At 71.4% G+C, this 13,674-nt stretch carries 16 protein-coding genes; 4 read left to right on the forward strand and 12 right to left on the reverse strand.

What is annotated here, in order from left to right; genetic code table 11:
* Positions 1-36 precede the first annotated feature (36 nt).
* The gene (locus ACZ4NB_RS30835) at positions 37-960 is read right to left on the reverse strand and encodes a hypothetical protein (protein ID WP_467666332.1); all 924 of its coding nucleotides are present in this window, start codon (positions 958-960) and stop codon (positions 37-39) included.
* Positions 961-1,038: 78 nt separating this feature from the next.
* Here ACZ4NB_RS30835 and ACZ4NB_RS30840 point away from each other — a divergent pair, with 78 nt between their 5' ends.
* Both ACZ4NB_RS30840 and ACZ4NB_RS30845 read left to right on the forward strand, forming a co-directional pair.
* Entirely contained in the window at positions 1,039-1,233 is a 195-nt protein-coding gene (locus tag ACZ4NB_RS30840) for a DUF3046 domain-containing protein (protein ID WP_467666333.1), read from the forward strand.
* A 110-nt stretch (positions 1,234-1,343) separates the two neighbouring features.
* Positions 1,344-2,654 (forward strand): AI-2E family transporter, encoded by a 1,311-nt coding sequence (locus ACZ4NB_RS30845; RefSeq protein WP_467666334.1) that lies wholly within the window; start codon positions 1,344-1,346, stop codon positions 2,652-2,654.
* A 40-nt stretch (positions 2,655-2,694) separates the two neighbouring features.
* Here ACZ4NB_RS30845 and ACZ4NB_RS30850 read toward each other — a convergent pair whose 3' ends face one another.
* Both ACZ4NB_RS30850 and ACZ4NB_RS30855 read right to left on the reverse strand, forming a co-directional pair.
* Positions 2,695-2,970 (reverse strand): hypothetical protein, encoded by a 276-nt coding sequence (locus ACZ4NB_RS30850; protein WP_467666335.1) that lies wholly within the window; start codon positions 2,968-2,970, stop codon positions 2,695-2,697.
* A gap of 131 nt (positions 2,971-3,101) precedes the next feature.
* The gene (locus ACZ4NB_RS30855) at positions 3,102-4,247 is read right to left on the reverse strand and encodes a GDSL-type esterase/lipase family protein (RefSeq protein WP_467666391.1); all 1,146 of its coding nucleotides are present in this window, start codon (positions 4,245-4,247) and stop codon (positions 3,102-3,104) included.
* Positions 4,248-4,614: 367 nt separating this feature from the next.
* Between ACZ4NB_RS30855 and recA the strand changes: the two genes are divergently transcribed.
* Both recA and recX read left to right on the forward strand, forming a co-directional pair.
* A complete protein-coding gene (gene recA, locus ACZ4NB_RS30860; protein WP_467666336.1) occupies positions 4,615-5,739 on the forward strand; it encodes a recombinase RecA in 1,125 nt (374 codons plus the stop codon).
* Positions 5,740-5,745: 6 nt separating this feature from the next.
* On the forward strand, positions 5,746-6,399 hold the full coding sequence (gene recX / locus ACZ4NB_RS30865; RefSeq protein ID WP_467666337.1) for a recombination regulator RecX: 654 nt from the start codon (positions 5,746-5,748) through the stop codon (positions 6,397-6,399).
* Between the two features lie 351 nt (positions 6,400-6,750).
* Here the strand turns inward: recX and ACZ4NB_RS30870 are convergent, their stop codons facing one another.
* The 9 genes from ACZ4NB_RS30870 to ACZ4NB_RS30910 form a co-directional block, all read right to left on the reverse strand.
* Positions 6,751-7,131, reverse strand: coding sequence for a rhodanese-like domain-containing protein (locus ACZ4NB_RS30870; protein ID WP_467666338.1), 381 nt, complete (start codon positions 7,129-7,131; stop codon positions 6,751-6,753).
* Positions 7,128-7,325 (reverse strand): hypothetical protein, encoded by a 198-nt coding sequence (locus ACZ4NB_RS30875; RefSeq protein WP_467666339.1) that lies wholly within the window; start codon positions 7,323-7,325, stop codon positions 7,128-7,130. Before ACZ4NB_RS30875 ends, ACZ4NB_RS30870 begins: the two co-directional genes overlap by 4 nt.
* Positions 7,322-7,864, reverse strand: coding sequence for a cupin domain-containing protein (locus ACZ4NB_RS30880; RefSeq protein ID WP_467666340.1), 543 nt, complete (start codon positions 7,862-7,864; stop codon positions 7,322-7,324). The genes ACZ4NB_RS30875 and ACZ4NB_RS30880 overlap by 4 nt, the downstream gene beginning before the upstream one ends.
* A gap of 81 nt (positions 7,865-7,945) precedes the next feature.
* Positions 7,946-8,032: a putative leader peptide gene (locus ACZ4NB_RS30885; RefSeq protein ID WP_311044721.1), complete on the reverse strand. Its 87-nt coding sequence runs from the start codon at positions 8,030-8,032 to the stop codon at positions 7,946-7,948.
* Complete coding sequence (locus ACZ4NB_RS30890) at positions 8,025-9,857, reverse strand: FAD-dependent monooxygenase (protein ID WP_467666341.1); 1,833 nt, start codon at positions 9,855-9,857, stop codon at positions 8,025-8,027. The genes ACZ4NB_RS30885 and ACZ4NB_RS30890 overlap by 8 nt, the downstream gene beginning before the upstream one ends.
* 185 nt (positions 9,858-10,042) lie before the next feature.
* Positions 10,043-10,978 (reverse strand): amino acid ABC transporter permease, encoded by a 936-nt coding sequence (locus ACZ4NB_RS30895; protein WP_467666342.1) that lies wholly within the window; start codon positions 10,976-10,978, stop codon positions 10,043-10,045.
* 73 nt (positions 10,979-11,051) lie between these two features.
* Positions 11,052-11,699: an amino acid ABC transporter permease gene (locus tag ACZ4NB_RS30900; protein WP_399150055.1), complete on the reverse strand. Its 648-nt coding sequence runs from the start codon at positions 11,697-11,699 to the stop codon at positions 11,052-11,054.
* Positions 11,700-11,828: 129 nt separating this feature from the next.
* Complete coding sequence (locus tag ACZ4NB_RS30905; RefSeq protein WP_467666343.1) at positions 11,829-12,740, reverse strand: glutamate ABC transporter substrate-binding protein; 912 nt, start codon at positions 12,738-12,740, stop codon at positions 11,829-11,831.
* A gap of 55 nt (positions 12,741-12,795) precedes the next feature.
* Positions 12,796-13,581, reverse strand: a complete 786-nt coding sequence (locus ACZ4NB_RS30910; RefSeq protein WP_384434408.1) for an amino acid ABC transporter ATP-binding protein — start codon at positions 13,579-13,581, stop codon at positions 12,796-12,798.
* Positions 13,582-13,674 lie beyond the last annotated feature (93 nt).

Genomic DNA, 13,674 nt, shown 5'->3' on the forward strand with positions numbered 1-13,674 from the left:
CCACCACCGGCGGCCCGGCACCCCTGGGCGGGGCGCTCAGCCGAGGGGCCGCCCGTAGGCCCGCAGGGTCAGCAGTGCTTTGAGCGTCACCATCGGGCGGCCCTCCAGCGCCGTCCCCGGAGCCCAGACCCGCCAGTTGACCGGCCAGCCGCCGTCCTCCTCCTGGAGCGCGGCGAGGTGGTCCAGGGCCCGGTCCATCTCCTCGTCGGTGAACCAGCCGCGGGCCAGCGAGCCGGGCGCCGCCGCGAAGTCGCATGCCAGGTGGTGCTCCCCGGGGGCGTACCCCTGCGCCACCGGGACGTCCGCGGCGCGCTCCGGGTCCAGCAGCACCAGGCCCTGCTCCCGTACCAGCCGGCCCAGCCGCTCGGCCGCCGCGGCGGCCCGCGGCCGGTCCGGGGCACCGTCCAGGAAGGCCACCGCCGCCTCCGCCTCGTACGGATGGGTCTCCGTCAAGGACTCCACGGCCGCCCAGCAGTAGTCCGTGGCCCGGAACAGCCAGGCGTGCCACACCTCGTTGCGGTGCAGCGTCCCCACCACGGGCCCGGTGGCCAGCAACGCGCTCGGCGGATCGTCGACCACCGGGATCCACGGCGCGGCCGGATAGCCCCGCAGCGAGGGGTCCAGCGCGGGCAGCGCGCCCTGCGGCGTCGAGATCTTCGTCAGATAGCGGCAGATCCGCTCCACCTGGCGGCCGTCGCAGCGCCCGATCTGGTCGAGGACCTTCAGGGCGTGCGCGGTGTGCAGCGGCTGGCTGACGGGGCCGCGCAGATCGGGCTCCAGGGCGTGGCCGAAGCCGTCGTCGTCGTTGCGGTACGCGGCGAGCGCGGTCTCGACCGGGTCCGCCCCGCCGCCGAGGAAGTGGTACTCGAAGAGCCGCTGCTCCAGTACCCGGGCGGTCAGCCAGACGAAGCGCTCGGCGCGCGCCAGGGGGGTCGAGGTGGGGCTTGCGTTTTCGGCCATGGCCCGACGGTAGGGCCGAAATCTCCCGGTGGCACCGGCTCGCGTACTGCTGCCCTCCCAGGGCGGGATACTGGAGGCATGCGGTTGACGGTCTTCTGGCAGCGGATGGCGGATCACTTCGGCGCGGGCTACGCCGACTCCTTCGCGCGCGATCATGTGATGTCCGGCCTCGGCGGCCGAACCGTCCACGAGGCGCTGGACGCGGGCTGGAGCGCCAAAGAGGTGTGGCGGGTGGTCTGCTCGGCGATGGACGTACCGCACGACAAGCGCTGAGCGGACGGGCCGGGCTCCGGCCTGGTGGGAAGGCCCCGAAGGCCGGGCATCGCGGACGCGGCCACGGCCCGGAACCGTGATTGTCGGCGCGGTACGCGACACTGGGCTGCGTGCCCGTGTCTGATGAGATCACCAGCAACGACGTTCCACGGCCCGAGGGCCGGCGCGCGGACCCGCCCGAGGCCGCGTGGTCCGATGCGCGGATGCCGCGCTGGCTGCCGCGCGCCATGGTGCTCGCGCTCGCCCTCGTGGGGTGCTACCAGCTCGCCATCTGGGGATTCCACCAACTGATCACGCTGCTGCTGAACGTGCTGATCGCGTTCTTCCTCGCGCTGGCCGTCGAGCCCGCCGTCGACTGGATGGCGGCCCGCGGCATGCGGCGCGGGCTGGCGACGGGGCTGGTGTTCCTGGGCATCCTCGTCGCCGCGGCCGGCTTCTTCGCGCTGCTGGGCTCCATGCTCGCCGGCCAGATAGCCACGATGGTCGAGGAGTTCCCGCAGTATCTGGACTCCGTCATCAGCTGGATCAACAACACCCTGCACACCCACCTGTCACGGGTCGAGGTGCAGAACAACCTGCTGCGGTCCGACTGGCTGCAGAAGTACGTCCAGGACAGCGCCAACAACGTCCTGGCCGTCTCCGCGACGGTGCTGGGCAGCCTGTTCAACCTCCTGACGGTGGCGCTGTTCTCGTTCTACTTCGCCGCCGACGGCCCCCGGCTGCGCCGCGCGCTGTGCTCGGTGCTGCCGCCGCGCCGCCAGACGGAGGTGCTGCGCGCCTGGGAGATCGCCGTGGCCAAGACCGGCGGATATCTCTACTCCCGCGGTCTGATGGCGCTGATATCCGGCGTCGCGCACTATGTCCTGCTGGAGCTGATGGGCGTCCCGTACGCCCCCGCCCTGGGCATGTGGGTGGGCCTGGTCTCCCAGTTCATACCGACCATAGGCACGTATCTGGCGGGCGCGCTGCCCATCCTGATCGCGTTCACCGTCGATCCCTGGCACGCCCTGTGGGTCTTCGGCTTCGTCGTGATCTACCAGCAGTTCGAGAACTACCTCCTCCAGCCGAGGATCACCGCCAAGACGGTGGACATCCATCCCGCCGTCGCCTTCGGATCGGTCGTCGCCGGTACGGCCCTGATGGGCGCGGTGGGCGCGCTCATCGCCATCCCGGCGACGGCGACCCTGCAGGCATTCCTCGGCGCCTACGTCAAGCGCTACGACGTCCCCGACGACCTGCGGGTCCACGGCAGAACCCGCCGCAGGCGCGGCGCCCGCCTCCTCGCCCGCATCCGCCGCGGCCCGCACGGTGCACCGCCCTCGTCCTCGTCCTCGCAGGAGGCCCCAGCGACGGCGGTCGCCCAGGGGGACGCGGAGACCACCCCCGCCCAGGACGGGCAGGACGGCCGGAGCGCTCGCTGAGGCCCCCTGCTGACGGCGGAGGGCGTGCGCGGGCCGGCGCCTACCCGCCGTACTCCCGGTCGTCGACCGGGGCGTTCGGCAGCTGGCTGTCCAGGGACTCCCGGTAGCGGACGCAGCCGCGCAGGAAGCGCGGCCACGGCGGCACCGCCACCTCCGGTTCCACGCCCTCCGGCAGCAGGCCCCACAGCCCGGGGTGGTGCCAGCACAGGTCGTGCCCCGAACTGTCCCGGTGCGCACGGATGCCGCTGCGCAACCGCCGCACCTCGGCCGCCAGTTCGTCCCGGCTCAGCCGGTCCAGATCGTCGTCCAGCGCCACGGTCACACGCTAGGCGTCCGCGTGCCCGGGCGCGCTCAACCGCACCGCGTCCGGCCGACCGGATCCTCCCGATGGCGCCGCCCGGCACCGCCGAGGGGCGCGCGTCCGAGCCGGGAGCGGCTCCCACGGGTTCAGCAGGGCCGGAAGGGCCCGTCGTCCGCGAAGGCACGGGCGGCGAAGCGCCTGCCCATCCGGCGGTATGCGGCGGCGCCGGGGTGGAGGCCGTCGGCCAGGTCGTCCGCCTCGTCGGGGCCGAGCAGCTCGCGTCCGTCGAGATAGTGGAGACGGGGATCGCGGGCCCGCCGGGCCGCCACGATCCGGGCCAGCTCGGCGCGGACCACCGTCAGCGACAAGGCCCCGTCGGCCACCTCCGCCGGGTCGCCCAGCGCCGCGATCTTCCCGTCCGGGCCCATCGTCGTCGGGCCCGGGGACTCCTCCAGCGCCGGACAGCTCACCGGGGACATCACCAGCAGCGGGGTGTCCGGGTGCCCGTCCCGGATCGTGTCCAGGAAGCCGTGCACCGCCGGGCCGAACGTCCGCAGCCGGAAGGCGGCCAGGCCCACGATGTTGATCCCCACCTTGAGGCTGATCAGGTCGGCGGGCATATCGCGGATCGTCCGGGCGACATACGGGTCCAGCATCTCGTTGCCCGCCTGGCTGAGGTTGATCACCTCCACTCCTGCGCGCGCGGCCGCCACCACCGGCCAGGTGCCGGTCGGGCCGTCGGCCTCCAGGCAGTGGCTGATGGAGCTGCCGTGGTGCACCCAGCGGCGCCGCCCGTCCGGCAGCGGCGCCAGCACCTCGCCGTCGGCGCGCAGCGCCACCAGTTCCGTGGGGGTCTGCTGCGGCAGCCACAGCTCGACGTTCTTCATGCCGGCCGGCAGCCCGGCGAACCGTACGGTCCCCGGCTTCCCCGGGATCACTTGCCGCACGTCCCCAGGGCCCGCCATCCGCAGCACATTGCCCACCGGCGCCTCCTGCCGCCCGGCCGGGGCGCCGTCCACCACCAGCTCCAGCATCCCCGTCGGGCGGGGCCCGGGCTCGGTGTCGAGCTGCCCCGTGGAGGTGAGCACCTCGAATTCGAGCTCCCGCGCATCGGTGCGGAACACCAGCCGCACCCCCGAGGGCATCAAGGTCACCCCGTAGACCGACGGGTCCTGATACTGCTCCTTGGTCCAGGCGGGCAACCGGCGCGGCATCACCCCCGCCTGCGTGCTCTCCAGGTCCAGCGCACCCCGCACCTCCACCGGCCCGCCCACCAGCGGAACCGCCCGCATCGTCACCGTCACCGCTCCTCAGCGCTCTCGGGTCCGGATGCGGGTGCGCACCCGCGACTTCCCCCACCGCAACCCTGGCACAGCAGGTCTGCGCGCCACCGGGTTTCGCCGCCATGAGCGCACCGCCGTCAGCCCCGATGACAACGATCAACCGCCGTCGGTACGGGGCGCCGGGTAGCGGCGTGCGGAGTGGCGGTGCCGCTTGACAGCAAAATCGAACATCCATTCTTATGGGGTGTCCGGCCCGTGATTCCGGGGTTTTCGCGGAGTTATCCACAGGCTGGAGCCGGGTCCGGGCGCATTGTCAGTGGCAGGCGTTAGCGTCATGGACGTGAAGCGATCGACTCAAGCAAATCGGGTGGAACCCATGGCAGGCACTGACCGCGAGAAGGCGCTGGACGCCGCGCTCGCACAGATTGAACGGCAATTCGGCAAGGGCGCCGTGATGCGCATGGGGGAGCGGTCGAAGGAGCCCATCGAGGTCATCCCCACCGGATCCACCGCCCTCGACGTCGCGCTCGGCGTCGGCGGCCTCCCCCGCGGCCGCGTCATCGAGGTCTACGGACCGGAGTCCTCCGGTAAGACGACCCTGACCCTGCACGCCGTCGCGAACGCGCAGAGGGCCGGCGGCTCCGTGGCGTTCATCGACGCCGAGCACGCCCTGGACCCGGAGTACGCGAAGAAGCTCGGTGTGGACACCGACGCCCTGATCCTGTCCCAGCCGGACAACGGCGAGCAGGCCCTGGAAATCGTGGACATGCTGGTCCGCTCCGGCGCGCTCGACCTCATCGTGATCGACTCCGTCGCCGCCCTGGTGCCGCGGGCCGAGATCGAGGGCGAGATGGGCGACTCCCACGTCGGCCTCCAGGCCCGGCTGATGAGCCAGGCCCTCCGCAAGATCACCAGCGCGCTCAACCAGTCCAAGACCACCGCGATCTTCATCAACCAGCTCCGCGAGAAGATCGGCGTGATGTTCGGCTCGCCGGAGACCACGACCGGTGGCCGCGCGCTGAAGTTCTACGCCTCGGTGCGACTCGACATCCGCCGTATCGAGACCCTCAAGGACGGCACGGAAGCGGTCGGCAACCGCACCCGCGTCAAGGTCGTCAAGAACAAGGTCTCCCCGCCCTTCAAGCAGGCCGAGTTCGACATCCTCTACGGCCAGGGCATCAGCCGTGAGGGCGGCCTGATCGACATGGGCGTGGAGCACGGCTTCATCCGCAAGTCCGGTGCTTGGTACACCTACGAGGGCGACCAGCTCGGCCAGGGCAAGGAGAACGCCCGCAACTTCCTCAAGGACAACCCGGATCTCGCCAACGAGATCGAGAAGAAGATCAAGGAGAAGCTCGGGATCGGCGTCAAGCCGCAGGACCCGGCTGCGGAGGCCGGTGCGGACGCCGCGGGCGCGGCCGCCGAGCCGCTCGCCGCCGCCGCCCCGGCACCGGCGGCCAAGGGCGCCAAGGGTTCCAAGGCCGCCGCGGCCAAGAGCTAGCCCGCCATGACACGGCGAACGGAATGGCCGGACAGCGAGGACGGCACCAGCCGCGTTGCCGGTGACGCCGAGACCCGTAGCGGCCGCAGAGGCCGTGATGGCCATGAGAACAGCGGTGGTTCCGCCTCGTCGAGGGCCGAGCCGGGACCACCGCGTACGCCCGAGGAGCAGGCGCGGGCCATCTGCCTGCGCCTGCTCACCGGGAATCCGCGTACGCGCAAGCAGCTGGCGGACGCCCTGCGCCGGCGGGGCATCCCCGACGAGGCCGCCCAAGAGGTGCTGTCGCGTTTCGAGGACGTCGGGCTGATCGACGATGCCGCCTTCGCCGACGCCTGGGTGGAGTCCCGCCACCACGGTCGCGGCCTGGCCCGGCGCGCCCTGGCCCGCGAACTGCGCACCAAGGGGGTGGACTCCGCCCTGATCGATGTGGCCGTCGGCCGCCTCGACTCCGAGCAGGAGGAGTCCACCGCCCGCGAGTTGGTCGACCGCAAGCTGCGCGCGACCAGGGGGCTGGACCGGGAGAAGCGCCTCCGCCGCCTGGCCGGAATGCTGGCCCGCAAGGGCTACCCGGAGGGCCTCGCCCTCCGCGTCGTCAAACGGGCCTTGGAGGAGGAAGGCGAGGATCCGGAACTGCTGGAGTACCACCTGCCGGACGATTGACCGGGTGATCAGGTGCGGGCGACCGGGTGACCGCCGGGTGACGGGGTGACGGGGGTGACCGGGCGGTCGGGGCCATGGACCAGGCAGCCCGACGACGATGTCACCGGAGCCCAGGGGGTAGGGGAGCGGGGCCCAAGCCGGCCGACGGGCCGGCCCCGCCAGCCGCCCGGCAAGGCCGACCCCGCCAACCCAGCCCGCCCAGGCCGACCCGCCAGCGTAGCCAGGCCAGTCCGCCCCGCTAGCCCAGTCCGGCGAGCCCGACCCACCAAGCCAGCCCCACTAGGCAAGCTCGCCCAGCCCAGCCCAGCCCAGCCCAGCCCAGCCCAGCCCAGCCCAGCCCAGCCCCCAAGGTCACGCCTGTACCGGTAGGCCCGCTCCTCGCCAGGCCTGGAAGCCGCCTGCCAGGTCGGTTGCCCGGTGGAGGCCCAGTTGGCGGAGGGAGAGGGCGGCGAGCGTGGACGCGTAGCCCTCGTTGCAGATGACGATGACCGGCAGGTCGTGGTGGGTGGCCTCCGGGGCCCGGTGTGCGCCGGTGGGGTCCAGGCGCCATTCGAGTTCGTTGCGTTCCACGACCAGGGCGCCGGGGATGGTGCCGTCACGCTCCCGCAGTTCGGCGTACCGGATGTCCACCAGTAGACCGCCGGCCTCCTGGACGGCGGCGGCGTCCTCGGGCTCCGCCCGTCGGCCCAGCTCGCGTCGGGCACGAGCCAGCAGTTCGTCGACGGCACTCATACCGGCACCTCTCCGTACTCGACCGCGCCCGCGCCCCCGCGCGGCGCACCCCCGAATCGCTCGCCGGCCCGGAACCGCTCGCCGCCTCCGACAGGTTCCTTACTCCCGAACTGCTCCCTGCTCCCGAACTGCTCCCTGCTCCCGAACCGCTCCCTGCCCCCGAACCGCTCGCCGCTCCCGAACCGCTCGCTCATGTCCACTCCTCCGGGCGCTCGACCTCTTCGAGGCGCAGTACCTGACCGGTGCGGCTGTAGCGGCGCATCAGCGGCAGTGGCGGGTAGTAGGCGTGCACCGACACCGCATGGGTGTCAGGGGAGAGGTTGAGGACCTGGTGGACATGGTGCGGGCCGAACGCCCGGCCCCGGCCGTCGCCGAGCCTGCGCTCCCGGTCCACGCCATCGGCGAGTTCCAGGGTCTTCCAGCCCTCGGTGGGCAGTTGGGCGGCGAGCGACTGCTCCGTCAGCTCGCCGGTGGCCGTCGCGAAGGCGCCGCGTGAGCCGCCGTGGTCGTGCCAGCCGGTGCCGGTGCCCGGCGGCCAGCCGATCAGCCAGGACTCGGCTCTGCCCGGCCCGTTCAGCCGGATCCAGGTGCGGCCTTCGGGGTCGAGCGGGAGGGAGGCGATGAGCGCCGCGTCCTCGGCGGTGCGGCGGACGAAGTCGAGGAGTTCGGATGCGCTGGGGCCGTCGGCATCGGCGGCGGCATGCGGGTGCGCAAAGGCACGTACGTCGGGCACGGAAACCGTCCTGGGTGATGATCGCGAAGAGGCGCGGCTGCCGGGCAGAGGCGGGCGGCCGCGTGGAAGGGAAACTGCGGATCAGCAGGACGGACGACACATGCAGCCCGCATAGCGGACCAGGTCCAGATGGACCCTCCGCCAGAATCGCGAGCTGTGATCAGTCACTCTCGGAGTGAAGCATGGAGGATCCCACAGGGTCAACAGGGGACGGCTCTCCCTCGGACGCCTGCGACGGTTGCGACGCCTGCGACACCTGAGAAGTTCCCGACGCCTCCGGGTCCCCGGCCGGGCGGGCCCGGCGGCCCGCGCCCGATCCGTGCCCATGAGCCCCGCCCCGTACGGCCTCCGCGCACGCGGTCAGCTCCGCCGGGCGGACGCCGGCCAGCGCCGTGACCAGATGGCCGTCCGGGCGTACGAGCAGGACGGTGTGGGCGGCCGAGCCCGGGTAGGACTCGGTGACCAGGATCTCGGCGGGCATCGGCAGGCCGGCGACCGCGCTGGTCAGGCTGGGCATCAGGCCCGCCGACTGCCAGTGCCGACGGTCCCAGACGGTGGTGCCGGGCGCCACCAGTACCACCAGCAGGCCGCGGCCGAGGCGGTCGCGCAGCCTGACCACCGAGCCGTCGGAGGCGGTCACCGCGACATTCGCGACCGGCGCCCCGGGGAGCGTCTCGGCCAGCGGGCCGTCGGCGTGCTCGACGGGCGGCGCCAGCGGGGTGCGGGCGTAGACCGGTGGTGCGCCCAGCGGGCCGCGGCCCAGATGGCCGTCGGTCAGCAGGGTGCTGCGGCCGCGCGCCGCGCCCGGCAGGACGGTGCGCCAGCGGGCCGACCGGCCGTCCCGCAGCAGCGGCAGCGCCTGGTCGGCGGCGCGCAGCCGGGCCGCGACCGCGCCCCGGCGCTCGGCCTGGTAGCTGTCGAGCAGCAGCTCCGAGGCGCCGTGGTGCCAGGCCAGGCCGAGCTTCCAGGCGAGGTTCTCGGCATCCCGCAGGCCCTCGTCCAGGCCCTGGGTGCCGAGCGCGCCCAGCAGATGCGCGGCATCCCCGGCGAGGAAGGCGCGGCCCTGCCGCCAGCAGCGGGCCAGCCGGTGGTGGACGGTGTGCACGCCGGTGTCGAGGAGTTCGTACGGCGGGACGAGCCGGCCGTGGCCGTGCCCCCGTGTCCCGTCCTCTCCCGGGCCCGCAGGGGTGCCGGGCTCCGCCGGCGACTCGGTGGTCCAGCCGGCCAGGGAGTCGCGGATCCGGGCGACCAGGGCGTCCGGGGTGACCAGTTCGCGCCCCGGCGGCAGCAGCCAGTCCAGCCGCCACATGCCGTCGGCCAGTGGGCGGGCCGAGACCTCCGGCCCTGGCCCGCCGCCGTGCCGGGGCGGCGAGCGGTGCAGCAGCGCCTCGCCGGGCCAGGGGAGTTCGCAGCGCAGCGCGGCCACCGCATGCCGCTCGACGGCCGTACGGCCCGGGAAGCGGATGTCCAGCAGCTTGCGGACCGTCGACCGGGGACCGTCGCAGCCGACGAGGTAACTCCCGCGCCACCACGTCCCGTTGGTGCCGCGGGTGTGTGCGCTCACGCCGTGCTCGTCCTGCTCGACGTCGACGAGCCGGCTGTCGGTGACGATCTCGGCGAGCTTCTCGTGGGCCAGCGCGGCGCGCAGGGCACGGGTGAGCGCGTGCTGGGGGAGGTGCACGGGGGAGACGGGCGCGGGTCCGGCCGCGTCGTCCGGGGTGCGTGCGGCGAACGCGACCCGTTCCACCAGGCGCCGGCGGCGCATGATGCGCCAGGCCGCCCAGCGGGTGCCGGCGCTCTCCAGGGCGTCGGCACAGCCGAGCCGGCCGACGAAGGCTGCGGTGTCCGGCCGGAGCACGGCCGTGCGGGCGGGGCGGGTGTCCTCCTGGCCCGCGGTTTCGTCCAGGACGACGGAGGGGACGCCGAGCCGGGCGAGAGCGAGGGCGAGCGAGAGCCCCACCGGCCCGGCCCCGACGACGATCACCGGGTCCACGGCGCAGCTCCCCGGGACCGCTGGTACGTACGGGACATGCGGGAACTGGCAGTTGGAGCCCGGTGCGTGATCACACAGCGTATGCAACCCACTGCGGCCGCTCGCGTCAAGTGACGGAGGCGGTGGCGCCGTTGCCACCGCCTCCGGACGGTCCCCTATGAGCCACGCGGTGGCCGCTCGTCCCGTCAGTCCTTCTTGGCCGCCGGGCCGTCGGGCGCCGCGTCGGCGACCTCCATCGCGTCGGTGGCGGCCACCGGCTCGGCGGCCGAGGCCACGCCGATGCCGGTCTTGGCCCGCCGGCCGCGCCGCTCGATCCAGTTGGCGAGGCCGGACAGCGCCAGGCACATCGCCACGTAGATGGTGCCGGTGACGATGATGACCGGGACGTAGGTGTCGTTGCCGTTGACGATGATGTTGGTGCTCATCTGGCGGGCGGTGAAGAGCAGTTCCTCGAACGTGATGATGTAGCCGAGGGAGGTGTCCTTCAGGGTCACCACGAGCTGGCTGATGATGGTCGGCAGCATCGCCCGGACGGCCTGCGGGATCAGCACCGTCGTCATGACCTGGGTCTTGCTCATGCCCAGGGCGTAGGCGGCCTCGCGCTGGCCCTTCGGCACGGCGTTGATGCCGGCTCGCAGCACCTCGGCCTGCACCGAGCCGTTGTAGACCGTCAGCCCGATGACCAGTGCCCAGAACTGCGGCTGGCTGCCGGTCAGGCCGAGGCTCTCGCGGTTGCTGAGCAGGATGACCCACAGCGCGTAGATCGTGATCAGCAGCGGTACCGCGCGGAAGAGCTCGATGAACCCGGTCGCGAACCAGCGGACGGGCTTGTGGTCCGACAGCCTGGCCACCGCGAGCAGCACGCCCAGCGCCAGCGACAGCACCGCCGCGACCGCGAAGACCTGGAGCGTCGTCAGCACGCCGTCGCGGATGCCGGTCCGCACACCGGCGTAGTTGAAGATGTTCCACACCTCGGGCTCCAGCTGGCCCTTGGCGCTCAACCGCATGACGACGAACGCGATCAGCGCCAGTACCGCGAGCGATCCGGCGACGGTGTAGACACGGTTGCGTGCCCTTGCCTTCGGTCCCGGTACGTCGTAGAGAACGCTGGCCCCACTCATGCCACTACCTCGCTTCGTTCCGCCCCGCCCGCGCGCGGCATCCCCGTCGTGCTGTTCCACCCGTCGCGTCCGCTCATCGGGCCACCTCCATCCGGCGCTCCAGCAGCCGGAAGAGGCCGCTGATGGCGAAGGTGATGATGAGGTAGGCGAGCGCGGTCCACAGGAAGATCCAGGCGATCGCGTAGCCCTTGTCGTTGAGCAGCTTGGAGACGTTGAACAGCTCGCCGTAGCTGAAGGCGCCGGCGATCGCGGAGTTCTTCGTCAGTGCGATGAAGATGCTGCTCAGCGGCGGGAGCACGGTGCGCGTGGCCTGCGGGAGCACGATCATGCGCAGCGTCTGGGTGAACGTCATGCCGAGGCTGCGCGCGGCCTCCGCCTGCCCCATCGGCACGGTGCTGATACCGGACCGCACCGCCTCGCACACGAAGGAGGAGGTGTAGAAGCCGAGCGCCAGTGTGGCGAGCACGTACGGGCTCGCACCCTGGAAGAGGATCTGCGGTACGACGAAGAAGGCGACCAGGAAGAGCAGCGTCAGCGGCGTGTTGCGCAGCACCGTGACCCAGGCCGTCCCGAAGGCGCGCAGCGGCGGGATCGGGGAGACCCGGAAGCCGGCTATGAGCACGCCGAGCACCAGCGCGAGCAGGCCGCTGGACGCGGTGATCGCCAGGGTTCCGAGGAATCCGTCCCGGAACTCGGGCAGATAATCGAGGAGTACGTTCATGGGGTCTCCGCGGTAGCGGTCATCGGGTCGACGGCGGGAAGAGGGTCACGGGCGGGGAAGACACCGCGCCCCGTACACCCGCCGCGGCGGGCGTACGGGGCGGCGCGGTCCGGTGAGTGCGCGAGCGCCTCAGTACCGCGGCAGCGGCGTCTCCGGGGCGGTGTACTTCGAGCCGGACTTGCCGAGCGTGCCCTTGTACGCCTTCTCGTAGTCCTTGTTCTTGATGTGGTTCTCCAGCGCGGTGGTGATCGCGTCGCGCAGGGCCTTGTCGTCCTTGTTCATGCCGACGCCGTAGGGCTCCTTGGTGAAGGGCTTCTCCACCACCCGCAGCTTCTGCGGACGCTGGGCGGCGTAGCCCTTGAGGATCGCGTCGTCGGTGGTGACCGCGTCGACCTGGCCGTCCAGCAGGTACTTCACGCAGTCCGAGTACTTGGACAGCTCGGTGGTCTTGGCGCCGTACTTCTCCTTCTTGATCTCCTGCAGCGGAGTGGAGCCGGCGATCGAGCAGACCTTCTTGCCCTTGAGGGTCTCCGGTCCGGTGATGGTCTTGTCGTCCTTGCGCACCAGGAGGTCCGCGCCGGCGGTGTAGTACGGGCCCGCGAAGCCGACCTGCTTCTTGCGCTCGTCGTTGATCGTGTACGTACCGACGTAGAAGTCGACGTCGCCCTTGGAGATGGTGGTCTCACGGACGTTGGAGTCGATCGTCTTGAACTCGATCTGCTTCTCGGAGAAGCCCAGGTCGGCCGCGACCATCTTGGCGATCTCGATGTCGAAGCCGGAGTACTTGTTGGTGGCCGGGTCCTTGAAACCCAGGAACGGCTGGTCGGCCTTGACGCCGACGACGATCTTCTTGGCCTTCTGGGCCTTCTTCAGCACCGCCGAGTCGACCTTGACGTCCGAAGCGACCTTGTACGTACCGCTGTAGACCTCGCCGCCGGCCGGCTTGTCGCCCGCCGAACCCTTCTCGCCGCCGCACGCGGTAGCCGTAGCCGCCAGTGCGAGCACCACCGCACCTGCCGCAGCCGTCTTAAGCATCCTCATGGTGAACATCCTTTGGTTCAACAAGTGTTGGCAATGATGAGGCCCAACTGCGGGCTCAGTGATGAAGGATCTTCGACAGGAAGTCCTTGGCGCGGTCGCTGCGCGGGTTGTTGAAGAACTGGTTCGGCTCGGCCTCTTCGATGATGCGGCCGTCCGCCATGAAGACGACCCGGTTCGCCGCGGAGCGCGCGAACCCCATCTCATGGGTGACCACGACCATCGTCATGCCGTCCCGGGCGAGCTGCTGCATCGTGTCCAGCACCTCGTTGATCATCTCCGGGTCCAGCGCGGACGTCGGCTCGTCGAACAGCATCACCTTGGGGTCCATCGCCAGCGCGCGGGCGATCGCCACGCGCTGCTGCTGACCGCCGGAGAGCTGTGCGGGGTACTTGTCCGCCTGGGTGCCGACGCCGACCCGGTCCAACAGGGCGCGGGCCTTCTGCTCGGCGGCCGCCTTGTCCGTCTTGCGGACCTTGGTCTGGCCCAGCATCACGTTCTCCAGCACCGTCTTGTGTGCGAAGAGGTTGAAGGACTGGAAGACCATGCCCACGTCGGCGCGGAGGCGGGCCAGCTCGCGGCCCTCCTGCGGCAGGGGCTTCCCGTCGATGGTGATGCTGCCGGAGTCGATGGTCTCCAGGCGGTTGATCGTGCGGCAGAGCGTCGACTTGCCGGACCCCGAGGGCCCGATCACGACGACCACCTCACCCCGGTTGATCGTCAGGTCGATGTCCTGGAGCACGTGCAGCGCGCCGAAGTGCTTGTTCACGTTGTCCAGCACGACCAGCTGGTCTCCCGCTTGCGCGGGACCCTCGGCGTTCTTGGTCACCGATACTTCGCTCATCGGCGTACAGCTCCGTCCTCCTCGGTTGGGGAGGACCCTAGGACGCCCTACGACCAGCGTCATTACATCTGAGGGGAACTTGAGGATAACGAA

Source organism: Streptomyces sp. NPDC026575 (assembly GCF_055567415.1).

Excerpts from the sequence above, each read along its gene's own strand:
- ACZ4NB_RS30835 (WP_467666332.1), bottom strand. The coding sequence starts at position 960 with ATGGCCGAAAACGCAAGCCCCACCTCGACCCCCCTGGCGCGCGCCGAG.
- ACZ4NB_RS30840 (WP_467666333.1), top strand. The coding sequence starts at position 1,039 with ATGCGGTTGACGGTCTTCTGGCAGCGGATGGCGGATCACTTCGGCGCG.
- ACZ4NB_RS30855 (WP_467666391.1), bottom strand. The coding sequence starts at position 4,247 with ATGCGGGCGGTTCCGCTGGTGGGCGGGCCGGTGGAGGTGCGGGGTGCG.
- recA (WP_467666336.1), top strand. The coding sequence starts at position 4,615 with ATGGCAGGCACTGACCGCGAGAAGGCGCTGGACGCCGCGCTCGCACAG.
- recX (WP_467666337.1), top strand. The coding sequence starts at position 5,746 with ATGACACGGCGAACGGAATGGCCGGACAGCGAGGACGGCACCAGCCGC.
- ACZ4NB_RS30870 (WP_467666338.1), bottom strand. The coding sequence starts at position 7,131 with ATGAGTGCCGTCGACGAACTGCTGGCTCGTGCCCGACGCGAGCTGGGC.
- ACZ4NB_RS30875 (WP_467666339.1), bottom strand. The coding sequence starts at position 7,325 with ATGAGCGAGCGGTTCGGGAGCGGCGAGCGGTTCGGGGGCAGGGAGCGG.
- ACZ4NB_RS30895 (WP_467666342.1), bottom strand. The coding sequence starts at position 10,978 with ATGAGTGGGGCCAGCGTTCTCTACGACGTACCGGGACCGAAGGCAAGG.
- ACZ4NB_RS30900 (WP_399150055.1), bottom strand. The coding sequence starts at position 11,699 with ATGAACGTACTCCTCGATTATCTGCCCGAGTTCCGGGACGGATTCCTC.
- ACZ4NB_RS30905 (WP_467666343.1), bottom strand. The coding sequence starts at position 12,740 with ATGAGGATGCTTAAGACGGCTGCGGCAGGTGCGGTGGTGCTCGCACTG.
- ACZ4NB_RS30910 (WP_384434408.1), bottom strand. The coding sequence starts at position 13,581 with ATGAGCGAAGTATCGGTGACCAAGAACGCCGAGGGTCCCGCGCAAGCG.